The organism is Brevundimonas sp. SS2672, from assembly GCF_059579685.1.
Map to the genome: position 1 here is coordinate 2,520,770 of NZ_CM184201.1, position 13,052 is coordinate 2,533,821.

Consider the following 13,052-nt stretch of genomic DNA (forward strand, 5'->3'; position numbering starts at 1 on the left):
CACCGCGCCTGGGTCCAGCCTCTAACGGCAATGGAACGCTTCGTCAGCCAGGCTCGACGCCTCACCCACGCGGGACGCCGCGTCGAAGGCCTTTAACCCGTAGCGGTCCCGCCGTGCGCCCTGCGCCGGGCGCCCGCTACGGGACCCAGTTGCTTAAAGTTCTACTTCCACCTCTTCATTCTGCAGGACCGCGCCGGCCTGGGGCCGTTCGCGAAGATTTGCGCCATGACACGCCGCCCAGACACCACGGACGAGAGCCGCACCGGCGAAGCGCCGCGCGGCGCCGACATCATCCCGTTTCGAAGGCCGATCGCGCCCGCCGCACCGCCCGCGTCGCCCGCCGATCACGAAACGACCGATCCAGAACATCCCGACGATGACGGCCCCTCAGCCGCCTGACGTCGCCCGAATTTCCAGAAAGTTTTCTTCATGACCACCCCTCGCAAGGGCGCCCTGCCCGCCATCACGCTTCGCAGCGACGACTTCGACGCCCTGGACCGCCTGGTCGGCGACCTGCCCGGCACGGGCCCCGCCGGCCTGCTGCAACAGGAGCTCGACCGCGCCAAGGTGTGCGAGCCCAAGGCCATGCCCAAGAACGTCGTCACCCTGAACCGCTGGCTGCACTACTCCGACGACCACAGTCCCGAGGTGCGCCGCGTGCAGCTGGTCCTGCCCAAGGACGCCGACATCGACGCGGGCCGCGTCTCCATCCTGTCCTTTGTCGGCGCCGGCCTGATCGGCCTGAAGGAAGGCCAGTCGATCGCCTGGCCGGACACCTCCGGCGCCGTGCGCAAGCTGACCCTGGTCAAGCTCGAGGAGCCCGAAGCGACGAACTGAGCCTCATCGCATCAGGACAAAAAAAGAAGGGCGCGCCCGGCGGGCGCGCCCTTTTCATATCCGTCGTCCCGATCGCCCTCAGGCGCTCGGCGCGGGCTGGGCGGCGGCCTGAGGCTCCGCCGCCGGTTCGTCTTCCGGCGTGGCCGGAACCGACAGGGACGGGCCGACGACCGTGTCGTTGTCGTCGTCGCGCCTGGGCGGCTGGCCGTTCTCCAGCAGGTCCTTGATCTCGTCGCCCGACAGGGTCTCGTACTCCAGCAAGGCCTGGGACAGCTTCTCGTGGTCGCCTGCCTTCTCCGTCAGGATGCGGCGCGCCTCTTCCCAGCCTTCGGTGACGATGCGGCGGACCTCTTCGTCGATGATGCGGGCCGTCTCTTCCGAGACGTTCTGGCTGCGCGACACCGAGTGGCCCAGGAAGACCTCCTCCTGGTTCTCGCCATAGGCCACCGTGCCCAGCTTCTCGGAGAAGCCCCAGCGCGTGACCATGGCCCGCGCCAGCTTGGTCGCCTGTTCGATGTCCGAGCTGGCGCCCGAGGTGATGCTCTCCGGCCCGAAGATCAGCTCTTCGGCGACGCGGCCGCCCGCCATGATGGCGATGCGATCGATCATCTGCTGGAACTTCATCGAATAGCGGTCGCCTTCCGGCAGTTGCATCACCATGCCCAGAGCGCGGCCGCGCGGGACGATGGTCGCCTTGTGCACCGGGTCGGCCATCTTGACGTTGATGGCGACGATGGCGTGACCGGCTTCGTGATAGGCGGTCAGGCGGCGTTCTTCCTCGTTCATGGCCATGGACTTCCGTTCGGAGCCCATCATGACCTTGTCCTTGGCGTCCTCGAAGTCGCGGTGCGTGACCATGCGACGGTCCTTGCGCGCCGCCATCAGGGCCGCCTCGTTGACCAGGTTGGCCAGGTCCGCGCCCGAGAAGCCCGGCGTGCCGCGCGCCAGGGTCTTGACGTTGACGTCGGCGGCCAGGGGCACGTCCTTCATGTGAACGCGCAGGATGCGCTCGCGGCCCGAGACGTCCGGGTTGGGCACCACGACCTGACGGTCGAAGCGGCCGGGACGCAGCAGGGCCGGGTCCAGCACGTCAGGACGGTTGGTCGCGGCGATCAGGATGATGTTCTCGGACGCCTCGAAGCCGTCCATCTCGACCAGCAGCTGGTTCAGCGTCTGCTCGCGCTCGTCGTTGCCGCCGCCCAGGCCCGCGCCGCGGTGACGACCGACGGCGTCTATCTCATCGATGAAGATGATGCACGGCGCGTTCTTCTTGGCCTGTTCGAACATGTCGCGGACGCGGCTGGCGCCGACGCCGACGAACATCTCGACGAAGTCCGAACCCGAGATCGAGAAGAAGGGCACGCCCGCCTCGCCCGCCACCGCGCGCGCCAGCAGGGTCTTACCCGTACCCGGAGGGCCGACCAGCAGGGCGCCCTTGGGAATCTTGCCGCCCAGACGCTGGAACTTGGCCGGATCCTTCAGGAAGTCGACGACTTCCTGCAGCTCGTCCTTGGCCTCGTCCACGCCGGCGACGTCGTCGAAGGTCTTGCGGCCCTTGTGCTCGGTCAGCAGCTTGGCCTTGGACTTGCCGAAGCCCATGGCGCCCTTCGCCCCGCCCTGCATCCGGTTCATGATGAACAGCCAGAAGCCGATGATCAGCGCCACCGGCAGCAGCAGGCCCAGCAGGCCCGACCACCACGGCTGACGCGTGCTCTTGGTCTCGACCTCGACACCCGACTTGCGGATCTGCTCGACCAGCTCGGCGTTCGGCACCGGCGTCACGGCGGTGAATTTGCTGTCGTTCTTGAAGACGCCGGTGATCGTCTCGCCGCGCGCGACGATCGACTTGATCTCCTGACGCTCCACGGCGGTCATCAGCTGGGAATAGGTGATGGGCTCGGGACGGCCGGCGGCCGCCGCGCCCTTGGCGCCGGGCATGGCGGGCGCGCCGCCGTTCTGGCTGATCGCGGCGTAGACCGTCACCAGTCCCAGAAGGATGACGCCCCAGATGGCGAAATTGCGCAGGTTCATTCGGTCCTCGGTTCCTCGACGGGGCCGCGCTCGGCCCGTCGATCAGCAGTCTTCGTCTGAAAATAGGTCAGACGGCGGCGTTTCGCCATGAAGGGTTTGAAAGAGTCCGTCTTCCTGCGTCGTTTCGCCCCCGAAACCCGCCAGGGCGAGCGCCAAACGACGCCCGCCCAGCGCCCGGACATCCGCCGCACGCCAGGCCAGGACAGGGCGCCCTTCGCCCTCGACCAACACCGGCGCGGCGGCCCGCGCGGCGGGCGGAAGCGGCGCCAGAGCCGCGCGATCCCGCTCCGACAACTGCGCCAGCCGTCCAGCCGCCGCTGCGACACGCAGACCCAGCTGTTCGGTCTTGATCTCGAAACGCCCGTCCCAGACGGCCGGCCGCCCCGGCGTCAGGGCCAGAGAGGCAGGCGGACGGCGCTTCCACTCGCCCGGTTCGCGCATCGCCTGAACTCGTGCTCCTGACGCCTCGACGCGGGCGCCGCACAGGACGGCGGTGAAATCCTCTCCGGACGCCAATCGCGCCTGAAGCGCCGCCAGCCGGTCGCCTCTCGGGGGCGTCGCGCCGCCGCTCGCGCACAGCAACACGGCGGCCAGCGTCGATGCCGACAGGTCGCGCGACAGAGGCAGAACCCCGGCCCAAGCCTGATCGCCCGGGTCATACGCTCCGTGCGTAAAGACAAGGGCCGAAGAAGGCGCAACAGGATCAGACGCCTGCGCCAAAGCCGCCCGCGCCCTGCCCCGTCCATAGCGCAGGTCGTCGTTGGCAGGGTCTTCCAGCCATGCCAGACCTCGCGCGCGCAGATGATCCCGCAGCGTCTCACGCCGCTCGTCCAGCACAGGGCGCAGCAGCAGCAGCCCCCGTCCTTCCGGCCAGGCCGGCGACGGCGACGCCTCGCGCAAGCGGCCCAGAGTGGCGCCATCCGCCCGCATCCAGTCGCCCTCGGCGACATCATCGGCCGTGTGACCGGTCAGGATGATGCGCGCGCCGGCCTCCCTCACCGCCTCGGCCAGCAGGGCGTGGCGCGCCGCTCGCGCCCGCGCCGGAACGCCCGGCCCGCCGCGCGCGTCCTCCCACGCCAGCCCCCGCCAGTCTGCGCCCGCCGCGCGCGCGGCTTCGGCGGCGAAACGGGTCCAGTCCGCGCTGTCGGGGTTGAGATTGTGGTCGACCGTCAGGGCCAGCAGCCGCCGCTCCTCGCCCTCGCCCAGGCGGCGGCGAGGTCCAGCAGGGCCAATGAATCGCCCCCGCCCGACAGGGCCAGGGCGACCGGCTCAGGTCCGGCATGGTTCAGGCGTGCGTCCAGCCGGGTGAAGACCCGGCCGGCCAGGTCGCTCATCAGTTGCAGCTGGCGCGCGTCCGCAGCTGGGTCGCGCGGGTCTTCTGCGCCGCCGTGGCCGCCTCGGCGTAGCGGCGGCCGAACTCGGTCAGGGCGCCGCAGGCCTGGGTCGCGCGGTCGGTGGCGCGCAGGGCCTCGGCCAGCTTCAGCGTCGTCTCGGGCGCCCACGGCGTGCGCGGCCAGCCGTTCAGGGCGGCGGCGTAGGCCTGGACCGCCGAGGCGTTGTCGCGCGCGGCGACGTGCAGATCGCCCAGACGGCTGTTGGCCTCGCGCGCCTGGGGCGTGTTCGGCCAGGTGACGATGACCGTCTCCAGCGCGCGGCCGCCGCGCGCGGCGTCCTCGCCGGCCAGGCGCATGGCGGCCTGAAGATCCTGCGCCGCATCGCCGGTGGGCGAGTTGGCGACGATCGGCCCGTTCAGTTCGGCGGCTTCCTCGGCGGCCTTTTCGGCGCGCTCGACGCGGCCTTCAAGGTCGCGCAGGCGGCGGCTCAGCTGCGTATTCTCGCGCGTCGCCTCGTCCAGCTGGAAGGTCAGGCGTTCAGTGTCGGCGTTCATGCGCTGGAAGGTCTGCTCCACGTCGCCCAGGCGGCGCTCCATGATGGAGACCTGCCCCTGCAGGGCGACGACCTCGGGATCCGGCTCGACCAGAACGGGCTGACCGGCGGCGTTGCGCTGGGTCAGGGCGCGCTCCAGGCGACGAACGTTGCGGTCCAGTTGGTCCAGTCGGCGCTTGTCCCACTGGACCGGCTCCATCGGCTGGACCTGGGCGACGACCGCGCCTCCGATCAGGGTCAGGCCGATCGCCGTCAGGACGGCGGGTTTGGTGAGGCGGAATGGCGTCTTCAGCATGGTCCTGTCGTCCCATCGATTTGCGGCGACGGCAAGGCCCCGATCAATGTCCGAGGCCCAGATAGATGATGGAGACGATGAACAGCGTCGCCGCGATCTCGCAGAAGATCAGCAAGGCGATCGTCCGCCACAGGGTCGAAAAGACCTTCAGGCTGTAGGCGCCCTTCAGCTGGGCGAACATGTGCGCCGGCACGATCATGACCGCGATCGTCCCGGCCGCCGCCCCCGCGCCCTTCAGCGTCGTGGCGACCAGCACCACCGCCATCAGCAGCAGCGACATGAAGGTCAGGGAATAGAGGACGAAGACCCCGTGGTCGTACAGGGTGAAGCCCCGCTTCCACAGGAACATCAGGGCCACAAACGGGATCGACAGCGGCACCAGCAGGAAGGCGAATTTGTAGATGGTCTGCTGCAGCTTGTAGAGCGCCAGGTCGGGGTTCTTCAGCTTCTTCGCCACCGTCTTGGTCAGGCCGTTTGTCTGACCGTCCGTGCCGAGGCTGGCGGCGACGTCCGCCACCTGCGCCTGCCAGCTGCCGGACGTCAGGCCGTCCTTGCGGCCCTCGATCGCATCCTTCTGCAGACGCTCCAGCTTGGCCTTCTCACCGATGAGAGCCGCCTCGGCTCCGGCCAGGACGCCGGCCGCGACGCCCGCGCGGGCGCCGCTGTCCACCGACGGGGGCGAACCATCGGCGGGGCTGACGGCGACCTCTGCCGCGGCGGCCTCCTGTCGGGCGGCGGCGACCAGCTGCTCCGCCTCGGCGATCGCCGTCTTCTGCGCCTCGATCTGCTGCGGCAGGGACGGCAGGGTCACCGCCTGATGCGGCATGAAGCTGAGGGCGAAGAACATGACGAAGAGGGTGAACAGGAACATCGCCAACGGGGAGACGTAGCGAGTCCGCCTGCCCTGCACCCATTCACGCGTCAGCCGCCCCGGATTCGTGATCAGCAACGGCAGGGTGCGCCACAGCCGTCCATCGAAATGCATGACCCCGTGCAGCAGCTCTTCGCCCAGATGCAGCAGGGTGCGGTGGACATGGGCCGCCTGGCCGCAGTTGGAGCAGAAATTGCCCGTGACCTCGGCCCCGCAGTCGGCGCAGGCGCCGTGCGGCTCGCCTGCACGGCCGCCCGGTTTCTCGATCGCCCCGGCGATGACGCCCGCCGTCACCGCTCCGCCTGCCGCTTCCAGATCCATGCCGTCCCTCCCGGATTCGCGGCGGACTTTGACGGCGGCGGGGCGCAAAGAAAAGAGGCGCCGGCTTGCGCCGACGCCTCCATCCGTCGCTTTTTCGCCGTACGGCTTAGCGCGGCGCGCCCGACACGATGGCGGTGTGGGCGTTGCGGTTCTGGGCCCAGGCCGACTCGTTCGAGCCTTCCGCGATCGGACGTTCCTTGCCGAAGCTGATGGTGTCGATGCGGGCGGCGGGCACGCCGCGGCTGATCAGATAGGAGCGCACGGCCTCGGCGCGGCGGGCGCCCAGGGCCAGGTTGTATTCGCGCGTGCCGCGTTCGTCGGCGTTGCCTTCGATGCGGACCGTGACCTGCGGATAGCGGGCCAGCCAGGCGGCCTGGGCGTCCAGACGCGGCTGGGCCTCGGTGCGGACCGAATAGGAGTCGAGGTCGAAATAGACGCGGTCGCCGACGTTGACGACGAAGTCCTGCTCCGAGCCAGGCGCGGGAGCGCCGACGTTGCCGCCGCTGACGGGGCCGGTCGGGGCGGTCGGGTACTGCGGGCCGGCAGGCGGCGCCGGCTCGACCGGCACGGCCGGTTCGACCTTGGGCTTGGGAGCGCAGGCGGCCATCGCCGCCACGGCCGCGCCCACGGCGGCGAGCCTGAACATATGGGAGGTCTTCATAAGGTCGTCTCCTTGATTGGGGTCCGAGAACAGCGGCCTGAAGCTTGGCCTTACACGGCCTGCTAGCCCGTCGCGAAGGCCCGCGCCAGCAGCGATAACGCACAGTTTACGCAAACGGCTCCGCTGGTCGATGTCACGAAAACGTAACCGCGTTACGCCGGGCAGGAATCCGGCCCCTGGCCGATGCCCAGATTGACCGGCGGGGCGTCCAGCAGACCCGACCAGGCGGGGTCCGAACCGCGTCCGTCATAGCCGGCCTGAGACACCACCCGGCCCGACAGGTCCACGGTCCACAGGCGGGTGTCGCCGCCGGGGCTCTGGCGCGCGAAGGCGATGTAGCGGCCGTTCGGCGCCCAGGACGGGCCTTCCTCGAAATAGGAGGACGACAGGATGCGCTCGCCCGTGCCGTCGGACTTCATCACGCCGATGTGGAAGCGGCCGCCCTGCTGCTTGGTGAAGGCGATCAGGTCGCCGCGCGGGCTCCAGGCCGGGGCGGTGTAGAGGCCGCCGCCGCGGCTGATCGGGCGCTGGCCCGAGCCGTCGGCCCGCATGGTGTAGAGGCGCGCCGAGCCCGAGCGGTCCGAGGTGAAGACGATCTGATTGCCGTCGGGGCTGAACGAGGGCGAGGTGTCGATGCCCGGATCGGTCGTCAGGCGCGACAGCTGACGGCTGCGCAGGTTCATCACATAGACGTCGGTGTTGCCGCCCCGGATGATCGAGAAGGCCATCTTGGACCCGTCGTTCGAGAAGCGCGGCGCCAGCACCTGGCCGTCGAACTCGCCCAGGCTTTCGCGGCGCCCGGTCGACAGATTGTAGAGGTAGATGCGGCTGTAGTCCTTGCCCAGCGCCACATAGGTCACTTCGTCCGGGTTCGAGGCCGAGAAGCGCGGCGACATGATCACCTCGTCGCCCTGGGTCAGGAAGACGGGGTTGTAGCCGTCCTGGTCGACGATGGTCAGGCGCGACAGCTTGTTCAGCTGAGTGCCGCTTTCAGAGACGAACAGGACGCGCGAATCGAAGAAGCCCGCCTCGCCGGTCAGGCGCTGATAGACGACATCCGAAATCTTGTGGGCGATGCGGCGCCACTGCTCGGAGGTGGCGGTGAACTGGTAGGAGACCAGCTGGCACTGGCGATAGGGGTCATACAGGCGGAAGCCCACGTCGATCCGCCCGTCCGCGCGCGGCGTCACCCCGCCGTAAAGCACCGCCTGGGCGCCGATGGAGGTCCACTGCGGGAAGTTCGGCGCATTGGCCAGGGTCAGGCCGGTCTCGATGAAGCTGGCCGGGTTCAGCGGATCGAAGAAGCCCGAGCGCTTGAGGTTGCCGCTGATGACGCCCGAGATCTGCGACCCGCTCTGGCCGGTGAAGGGCACGACCGCGATCTGAAGCGGGCGCAGCACGCCCTGGTCGATCTCGACCTCGACCGGACCCGACTGCTGCGGCGCGGCGGCAGGTTGCGTCTGGGCCGTCGCCGGGCCCGCCATGAGGACCGCGGCGGCCGAGGCGAGGAGAAGGTGCAGACGCATAGGGGGCTCCCTGAAGTTGGACGGCTCGTCGGTCCTTATCGCCAGACCGTATGACAAAAACCAGATTGCGAAAAACAAGCTTGCCCCGGAATGGGGCGACTTTCAGACTTTGGCGACGCCTCTCCCTCCCCTTTATGGGGAGGGTGGTCGCGCAGCGACCGGGTGGGGAGGGCCAGACGATCGGGGCTCGGCGTCTGAACAGACTTGCCGCCCCCACCCGACTTCGCCCTTCGGGCTCAGCCACCCTCCCCATGAAGGGGAGGGAGAAACGTTTCACCTGATCACCGATTGGCGCAGGCGCGTTCGGTGTTGAAGGTCGGGCGATAGGCTCCGCCGGGGAAGCCCGCCGGAACATCGAAGGGCGCGGTCTGGCGAAGCGCCCGCAAGGCGCCGTCCGCCGCTGCGCGATAGACCGCGCTGGACTGAGGGTTCACCAGGGTCGGCCCCCGAGTGATCCGCCCGTCGGCCGACAGGGTGAGATCGACCTGGATGCGGAGCTCGTTCGCACCGGGAATATCACAGGGCAGAATCCAGTTCGGATAGACCTGATTGAAGATCGCCGTGATCTGCGGCCCTGTGGCCTGAGACGCCTGTCCCGTCCCCTGCTGCCCCGTCGCCGGCCGGCCGCGATTCTGGGTCGGGCGCGACGGGCCGGCCAGGGCGTCGAGGTCCAGCCCCGGCGCCGGACGGGCGGGCGCCTTCTTTTCAGGCGGGGTCGGCGTCGGCCGGGGCGCCGGCGCCTTTTTCTCAGGCGGCGCAGGCGTGGGACGCGGCGTCGGCGCCTTCTTCTCCGGCGGCGCGGGGGTCGGTCGCGGCGTCGGGCGCGGTTGCGGCTGTGGCGTCGGCGGCGTGGGTTCCGGCTCGGGCGGAGTCGGCTCGGGCGGCGCTTCGACGGGGGCCGTCTCGCCGTCTTCCAGCGAAGGCTCTTCCTGCGGATTGTCGGCCGGAGCGGCGGCGATCTCGACGTCGGAGACGATCGAGACCGGCACCGAGATTCACCAGCGGCTTCATCTCGTCCTTCGACGACCACGACACGAAGGCGAGCGCCACCACCCCCGCGTGCAGGGCGATGGAGCCGAGGATGGCGGGACTGGGGCGGCGCAAGGTCCGTCAGCCCTCCGTCGGCTCGTCGGCGGCGGTGTCGGTGATCAGGTTCAGCTTGGTGAAGCCCGAGGCGGACAGGCGCGCCATCACGCGCGCCACGGCCTGATAGGGGGCGCGGCCGTCTGCGCGGATGAAGATGGCCTTGTCGCGCGCGTTCTCGCCGCCCTCTTCGGCCACGCGCAGGGCCAGCTGCTCCCAGCGGACCTCGCTCTCGCCGATGAAGATGGCGCCGTTCTGGTCGATGCTGACCGTGACCGGCTTGTCGGTCGTCTCGACCGCGCTGGCCTCGGTCTTGGGCAGCTCGACCGGCACCCCGACCGTCAGCAGGGGCGCCGAGATCATGAAGATGATCAGCAGCACCAGCATGACGTCCACCAGCGGCGTGACGTTGATCTCGCTCAGCGGCCGCTTGCGCGCGCGGCGACGACCGCGACCGCCGCTGGAGCCTCCTGCACCACCCATGGCCATGGATCAGGCGCCCCGGCGCAGGTTCAGATCGGAAGACGGCGGCGGCGGAGGCGGCGGGGTCGCCGGCGCGCCCAGGCGTCGCGCGATGGCCGCCTGCAGGTCGTCGGCGAAGGCTTCCAGGCGGCCCGTGAACTTGCCCGCCGACACCGAAAAGGCGTTGAAGGCGATATAGGCCGGGATGGCCGCCGCCAGGCCGATAGCCGTGGCGAACAGGGCCTCGGCGATGGCCGGGGCCACGGTGGTCAGATTGGTGTTGCCCGCCGCCGCGATGCTGTCGAAGGCGTTCATGATGCCCCAGACCGTGCCGAACAGGCCGATGAAGGGCGAGGCGGTGGCGACCACCGACAGCACGCCCAGGCCGTTCTCGATCTTCTGGCTCTCACGGGCGATGACCGAATCCAGCGCCCGGTCGATACGGGCGATCAGCATGGAGCCTTGCGTATCCGTCATCGCGCCGCGCGCGCGGGCCTCGCGCCAGTCCTGCAGGGTCAGGACCAGCATGCGCGGCAGAGGATCGGCGGGCTGGGGTCCGGCCTGGGCGGCGACCTCCTCCAGGGAGCGGCCGCTCTCGACCTGCTTTTCGAACTCGGTCGCGCGAGCGTTCATGCGCGAAAAGCGCACCGCCTTGTCGATAATGATGGTCCAGGACCAGACCGAGGCCGCGGCCAGGCCGATCATCACCGTCTTGACCACCCAGTCGGCGGTCATGAACAGCTCGATGGGATTCAGCAGGGAGGCGTCGACGGGCGGAGTCATGCGTGGTCCTTGGCGAAGAGTCCGTTTATTCCGCCAGTTGCAGCGGGCGGTCGTGGCGGTTTCATGGCGGCGGGTCTAACGGGCGTCGCGGCCCGCGTCATCAGCCTTGAGGCTGACAACCTCGTTATTGCGATACTTCGCCGGACAGCCAGGGCGTCACCAGTTCGACCAACCGCCTCGTCGGGCGGCGCGGACGCCCGTCCAGATGGATGCAGACGGCCGTGACATCGGCCCGGCACAGCACCTCGCCGCCGCGCTCGACCGTCTGGCGGATGATCAGGCGCGGCCCCTTGATCGCCTCATAGCGGGTGCGAACCATCAGGGCGTCGTCGATCCGCGCGGGCTTCAGGTATTTGATCGCCAGGTCCGACACCACGAAGGCCAGCGGCTCGTCCTGCTCCAGCAGGTCGACGTGTCCGACGCCGGCCAGACGCAGGAAGTCCGATCGTCCCCGCTCGAAGTAGCGGACATAGTTGGCGTGATAGACGAGGCCGGTGAAGTCCGTGTCCTCGTAATAGACCCGCACGGGCAACAGGTGATCGCGGCCGTCGAAGCGGCCGGCGCTGGGTTGGTCGGTCATGATTCAGCTCTTGCCGGAGACGGCGGCGGGCGCGGGGGCGTCGAAGCCCGGACAATAACGCGATTTGAGCGTCGCGAACTCGCCCTTCAGGGGGTCATGGCTCATCAGGATGCGATTGGGGCGCGAGACGAAGGCCACGGCCTCCCTGCTGCCCTTCAACCCCGCATAGCCGCAGGCCGCGCGGCCGCGTCCCGCCTCGACATGCCGCACCTCGGCCTGGGGCCCCATCTGCTCGCGCACCTGGGTCAGGGCGCGTTCGGCCGCCGTCGCCTGGCGCGGTCCGAAGCGCGCGCCCTGGGTCAGGGCGTAGAGGCTGAACCCGCCCAACACGAGGACCGCCACGCCGAGCACGGCGATCATTCGCTCCATCCTGCGGGGATGCGCCAAGGGCGGCCTCCTTACTCGGACAGGAAGAATGACCGGCTTCGCCGGGCAGGTGAAGCCTTTTTTGCGAAAGAGTCGCGGTTCTCCCTCGCCTCTTCGGTCAGGCGGACGGGTTGTTCAGTCCGAACCGATAACGGCCTAGTCCCGATCGTAGAGGCGCAGCACCGCCAGGGCGCCGATGGTTGTCAGCACGCCCAGCGCAAACGCGCCGACCAGCGAGCCCGTGGCCGCCGCGGTCGACACCGTGACAGGCCGCTTGGCGTACCACTGGACGATCTCGCCGGCGTGGGCGTGGTCGATGCCCTCGTCATAAGCGTCGTCCAGATAGGTGTCGTCGGCGGCGGCCATCGGCGTCTCCAATTCTTGCCTGCGCATAATCCCCGGCGCGTTCGGGCGGTTCCCCCTCTCGTGACAGAGGAAGCGGCATCCAGTAAAGGGCGCCCTCCAGCATATTTGACTTCGGGCGAGCGACTCCATGGCCGGCCATTCCAAATTCAAGAACATCATGCACCGCAAGGGCCGCGCCGACGCGGTCCGCTCCAAGCTCTTTTCGCGCCTGTCACGGGAAATCACCGTGGCGGCCAAGTCGGGGATGCCCGACCCGGCGATGAACCCGCGCCTGCGTCTGGCGGTGAACAACGCCAAGGCCGAATCGATGCCGAAGGACAACATCGAGCGCGCCATCAAGAAGGCCTCCGGCGGCGAAGTCGATGCGATGGAGGAGATCCGCTATGAGGGCCGCGGCCCCGGCGGCGTCCAGATCATCGTCGAGGTCCTGACGGACAACCGCAACCGCGCCGCCTCGGGCGTGCGCTCGGCCTTCGCCAAGAACGGCGGCGCCCTGGGCGAAAGCGGCTCGGTCACCTTCATGTGGGACCGGGTCGGCAAGATCGACTACCCGGCCGAGGCGGGCACCGAGGACGCCGTCATGGAGGCCGCGATCGAGGCGGGCGCCCAGGACGTCGAGAGCGATCTGGTCAAGCCCGACATCTATGAAGACGCGCCGGGCCACACCATCTGGACCGCCTTCGAGGACCTGAACGAGGTGGCCGAGGCCATGTCCAAGGTGCTGGGCGATCCCAAGTCGACCGCCATCGTGTGGAAGCCGCAGTCGGAGATCGACCTGACCGGCGACCCCGTCGGCGTCCTGTTCAAGCTGCTCGACGCGCTGGACGCCGAGGACGACGTGCAGCAGGTCTATTCCAACGAGAACGTCTCGGACGAGGACGCGGCCAAGTTCGCGGGCTGATCCGCACGCAATGATCCTGATCTCGACGCCCTTCCCCTGCGGGAGCGCGTCGAGGGATCAGGAACCGGACCTGAGTCCGGAG

Annotated in this window: 16 protein-coding genes; 3 read left to right on the forward strand and 13 right to left on the reverse strand. The window is 69.1% G+C overall.

Going from position 1 to position 13,052, the window contains the following annotated elements:
* The first annotated feature begins 225 nt into the window (after positions 1–225).
* Together AC52GN_RS12730 and rnk are read left to right on the forward strand one after the other, a co-directional pair.
* On the forward strand, positions 226–399 hold the full coding sequence (locus AC52GN_RS12730) for a hypothetical protein (RefSeq protein ID WP_312220304.1): 174 nt from the start codon (positions 226–228) through the stop codon (positions 397–399).
* A gap of 30 nt (positions 400–429) precedes the next feature.
* The gene (gene rnk / locus AC52GN_RS12735) at positions 430–837 is read left to right on the forward strand and encodes a nucleoside diphosphate kinase regulator (protein WP_291777357.1); all 408 of its coding nucleotides are present in this window, start codon (positions 430–432) and stop codon (positions 835–837) included.
* A 78-nt stretch (positions 838–915) separates the two neighbouring features.
* On the opposite strand, the gene ftsH is transcribed toward rnk, so the two are convergent.
* From ftsH to AC52GN_RS12800, 13 genes are all read right to left on the reverse strand, one after another.
* The gene (gene ftsH, locus AC52GN_RS12740; RefSeq protein ID WP_312220300.1) at positions 916–2,868 is read right to left on the reverse strand and encodes an ATP-dependent zinc metalloprotease FtsH; all 1,953 of its coding nucleotides are present in this window, start codon (positions 2,866–2,868) and stop codon (positions 916–918) included.
* Positions 2,869–2,910: 42 nt separating this feature from the next.
* Positions 2,911–4,101, reverse strand: a complete 1,191-nt coding sequence (locus AC52GN_RS12745) for a PP-loop family protein (protein ID WP_496528812.1) — start codon at positions 4,099–4,101, stop codon at positions 2,911–2,913.
* Positions 4,038–4,202 carry a hypothetical protein gene (locus tag AC52GN_RS12750; protein WP_496527329.1) on the reverse strand — a complete coding sequence of 55 codons (165 nt, stop codon included), beginning with the start codon at positions 4,200–4,202 and terminating at the stop codon, positions 4,038–4,040. The genes AC52GN_RS12745 and AC52GN_RS12750 overlap by 64 nt, the downstream gene beginning before the upstream one ends.
* The gene (locus AC52GN_RS12755) at positions 4,202–5,050 is read right to left on the reverse strand and encodes a tol-pal system YbgF family protein (RefSeq protein WP_291777347.1); all 849 of its coding nucleotides are present in this window, start codon (positions 5,048–5,050) and stop codon (positions 4,202–4,204) included. Before AC52GN_RS12755 ends, AC52GN_RS12750 begins: the two co-directional genes overlap by 1 nt.
* A gap of 43 nt (positions 5,051–5,093) precedes the next feature.
* Positions 5,094–6,242 carry a DUF3667 domain-containing protein gene (locus tag AC52GN_RS12760; RefSeq protein WP_496527330.1) on the reverse strand — a complete coding sequence of 383 codons (1,149 nt, stop codon included), beginning with the start codon at positions 6,240–6,242 and terminating at the stop codon, positions 5,094–5,096.
* A 106-nt stretch (positions 6,243–6,348) separates the two neighbouring features.
* Positions 6,349–6,903, reverse strand: a complete 555-nt coding sequence (pal, locus tag AC52GN_RS12765; RefSeq protein ID WP_291777342.1) for a peptidoglycan-associated lipoprotein Pal — start codon at positions 6,901–6,903, stop codon at positions 6,349–6,351.
* Between the two features lie 152 nt (positions 6,904–7,055).
* Positions 7,056–8,429: a Tol-Pal system beta propeller repeat protein TolB gene (gene tolB / locus AC52GN_RS12770; protein ID WP_496527331.1), complete on the reverse strand. Its 1,374-nt coding sequence runs from the start codon at positions 8,427–8,429 to the stop codon at positions 7,056–7,058.
* A 281-nt stretch (positions 8,430–8,710) separates the two neighbouring features.
* Positions 8,711–9,418: a cell envelope integrity protein TolA gene (gene tolA, locus AC52GN_RS12775; RefSeq protein WP_496527332.1), complete on the reverse strand. Its 708-nt coding sequence runs from the start codon at positions 9,416–9,418 to the stop codon at positions 8,711–8,713.
* Between the two features lie 121 nt (positions 9,419–9,539).
* Entirely contained in the window at positions 9,540–10,001 is a 462-nt protein-coding gene (locus AC52GN_RS12780) for an ExbD/TolR family protein (protein ID WP_291777333.1), read from the reverse strand.
* Between the two features lie 3 nt (positions 10,002–10,004).
* Positions 10,005–10,757 (reverse strand): protein TolQ, encoded by a 753-nt coding sequence (gene tolQ, locus AC52GN_RS12785; protein WP_291777331.1) that lies wholly within the window; start codon positions 10,755–10,757, stop codon positions 10,005–10,007.
* Positions 10,758–10,881: 124 nt separating this feature from the next.
* Positions 10,882–11,337 carry a tol-pal system-associated acyl-CoA thioesterase gene (gene ybgC / locus AC52GN_RS12790; protein ID WP_496527333.1) on the reverse strand — a complete coding sequence of 152 codons (456 nt, stop codon included), beginning with the start codon at positions 11,335–11,337 and terminating at the stop codon, positions 10,882–10,884.
* A gap of 3 nt (positions 11,338–11,340) precedes the next feature.
* Positions 11,341–11,697 (reverse strand): hypothetical protein, encoded by a 357-nt coding sequence (locus tag AC52GN_RS12795; protein ID WP_291777324.1) that lies wholly within the window; start codon positions 11,695–11,697, stop codon positions 11,341–11,343.
* A gap of 162 nt (positions 11,698–11,859) precedes the next feature.
* Positions 11,860–12,069, reverse strand: a complete 210-nt coding sequence (locus AC52GN_RS12800; RefSeq protein WP_291777321.1) for a hypothetical protein — start codon at positions 12,067–12,069, stop codon at positions 11,860–11,862.
* A gap of 127 nt (positions 12,070–12,196) precedes the next feature.
* Here AC52GN_RS12800 and AC52GN_RS12805 point away from each other — a divergent pair, with 127 nt between their 5' ends.
* On the forward strand, positions 12,197–12,970 hold the full coding sequence (locus AC52GN_RS12805; RefSeq protein WP_291777318.1) for a YebC/PmpR family DNA-binding transcriptional regulator: 774 nt from the start codon (positions 12,197–12,199) through the stop codon (positions 12,968–12,970).
* Positions 12,971–13,052 lie beyond the last annotated feature (82 nt).

Bases quoted from the DNA above. Each gene is read 5' to 3' on its own strand.
- AC52GN_RS12780 (WP_291777333.1), bottom strand. From the start codon at position 10,001: ATGGCCATGGGTGGTGCAGGAGGCTCCAGCGGCGGTCGCGGTCGTCGC.
- AC52GN_RS12800 (WP_291777321.1), bottom strand. From the start codon at position 12,069: ATGGCCGCCGCCGACGACACCTATCTGGACGACGCTTATGACGAGGGC.
- pal (WP_291777342.1), bottom strand. From the start codon at position 6,903: ATGAAGACCTCCCATATGTTCAGGCTCGCCGCCGTGGGCGCGGCCGTG.
- ybgC (WP_496527333.1), bottom strand. From the start codon at position 11,337: ATGACCGACCAACCCAGCGCCGGCCGCTTCGACGGCCGCGATCACCTG.
- AC52GN_RS12750 (WP_496527329.1), bottom strand. From the start codon at position 4,202: ATGAGCGACCTGGCCGGCCGGGTCTTCACCCGGCTGGACGCACGCCTG.
- ftsH (WP_312220300.1), bottom strand. From the start codon at position 2,868: ATGAACCTGCGCAATTTCGCCATCTGGGGCGTCATCCTTCTGGGACTG.
- AC52GN_RS12730 (WP_312220304.1), top strand. From the start codon at position 226: ATGACACGCCGCCCAGACACCACGGACGAGAGCCGCACCGGCGAAGCG.
- tolB (WP_496527331.1), bottom strand. From the start codon at position 8,429: ATGCGTCTGCACCTTCTCCTCGCCTCGGCCGCCGCGGTCCTCATGGCG.
- rnk (WP_291777357.1), top strand. From the start codon at position 430: ATGACCACCCCTCGCAAGGGCGCCCTGCCCGCCATCACGCTTCGCAGC.
- AC52GN_RS12805 (WP_291777318.1), top strand. From the start codon at position 12,197: ATGGCCGGCCATTCCAAATTCAAGAACATCATGCACCGCAAGGGCCGC.
- AC52GN_RS12755 (WP_291777347.1), bottom strand. From the start codon at position 5,050: ATGCTGAAGACGCCATTCCGCCTCACCAAACCCGCCGTCCTGACGGCG.
- AC52GN_RS12760 (WP_496527330.1), bottom strand. From the start codon at position 6,242: ATGGATCTGGAAGCGGCAGGCGGAGCGGTGACGGCGGGCGTCATCGCC.
- tolQ (WP_291777331.1), bottom strand. From the start codon at position 10,757: ATGACTCCGCCCGTCGACGCCTCCCTGCTGAATCCCATCGAGCTGTTC.
- AC52GN_RS12795 (WP_291777324.1), bottom strand. From the start codon at position 11,697: ATGATCGCCGTGCTCGGCGTGGCGGTCCTCGTGTTGGGCGGGTTCAGC.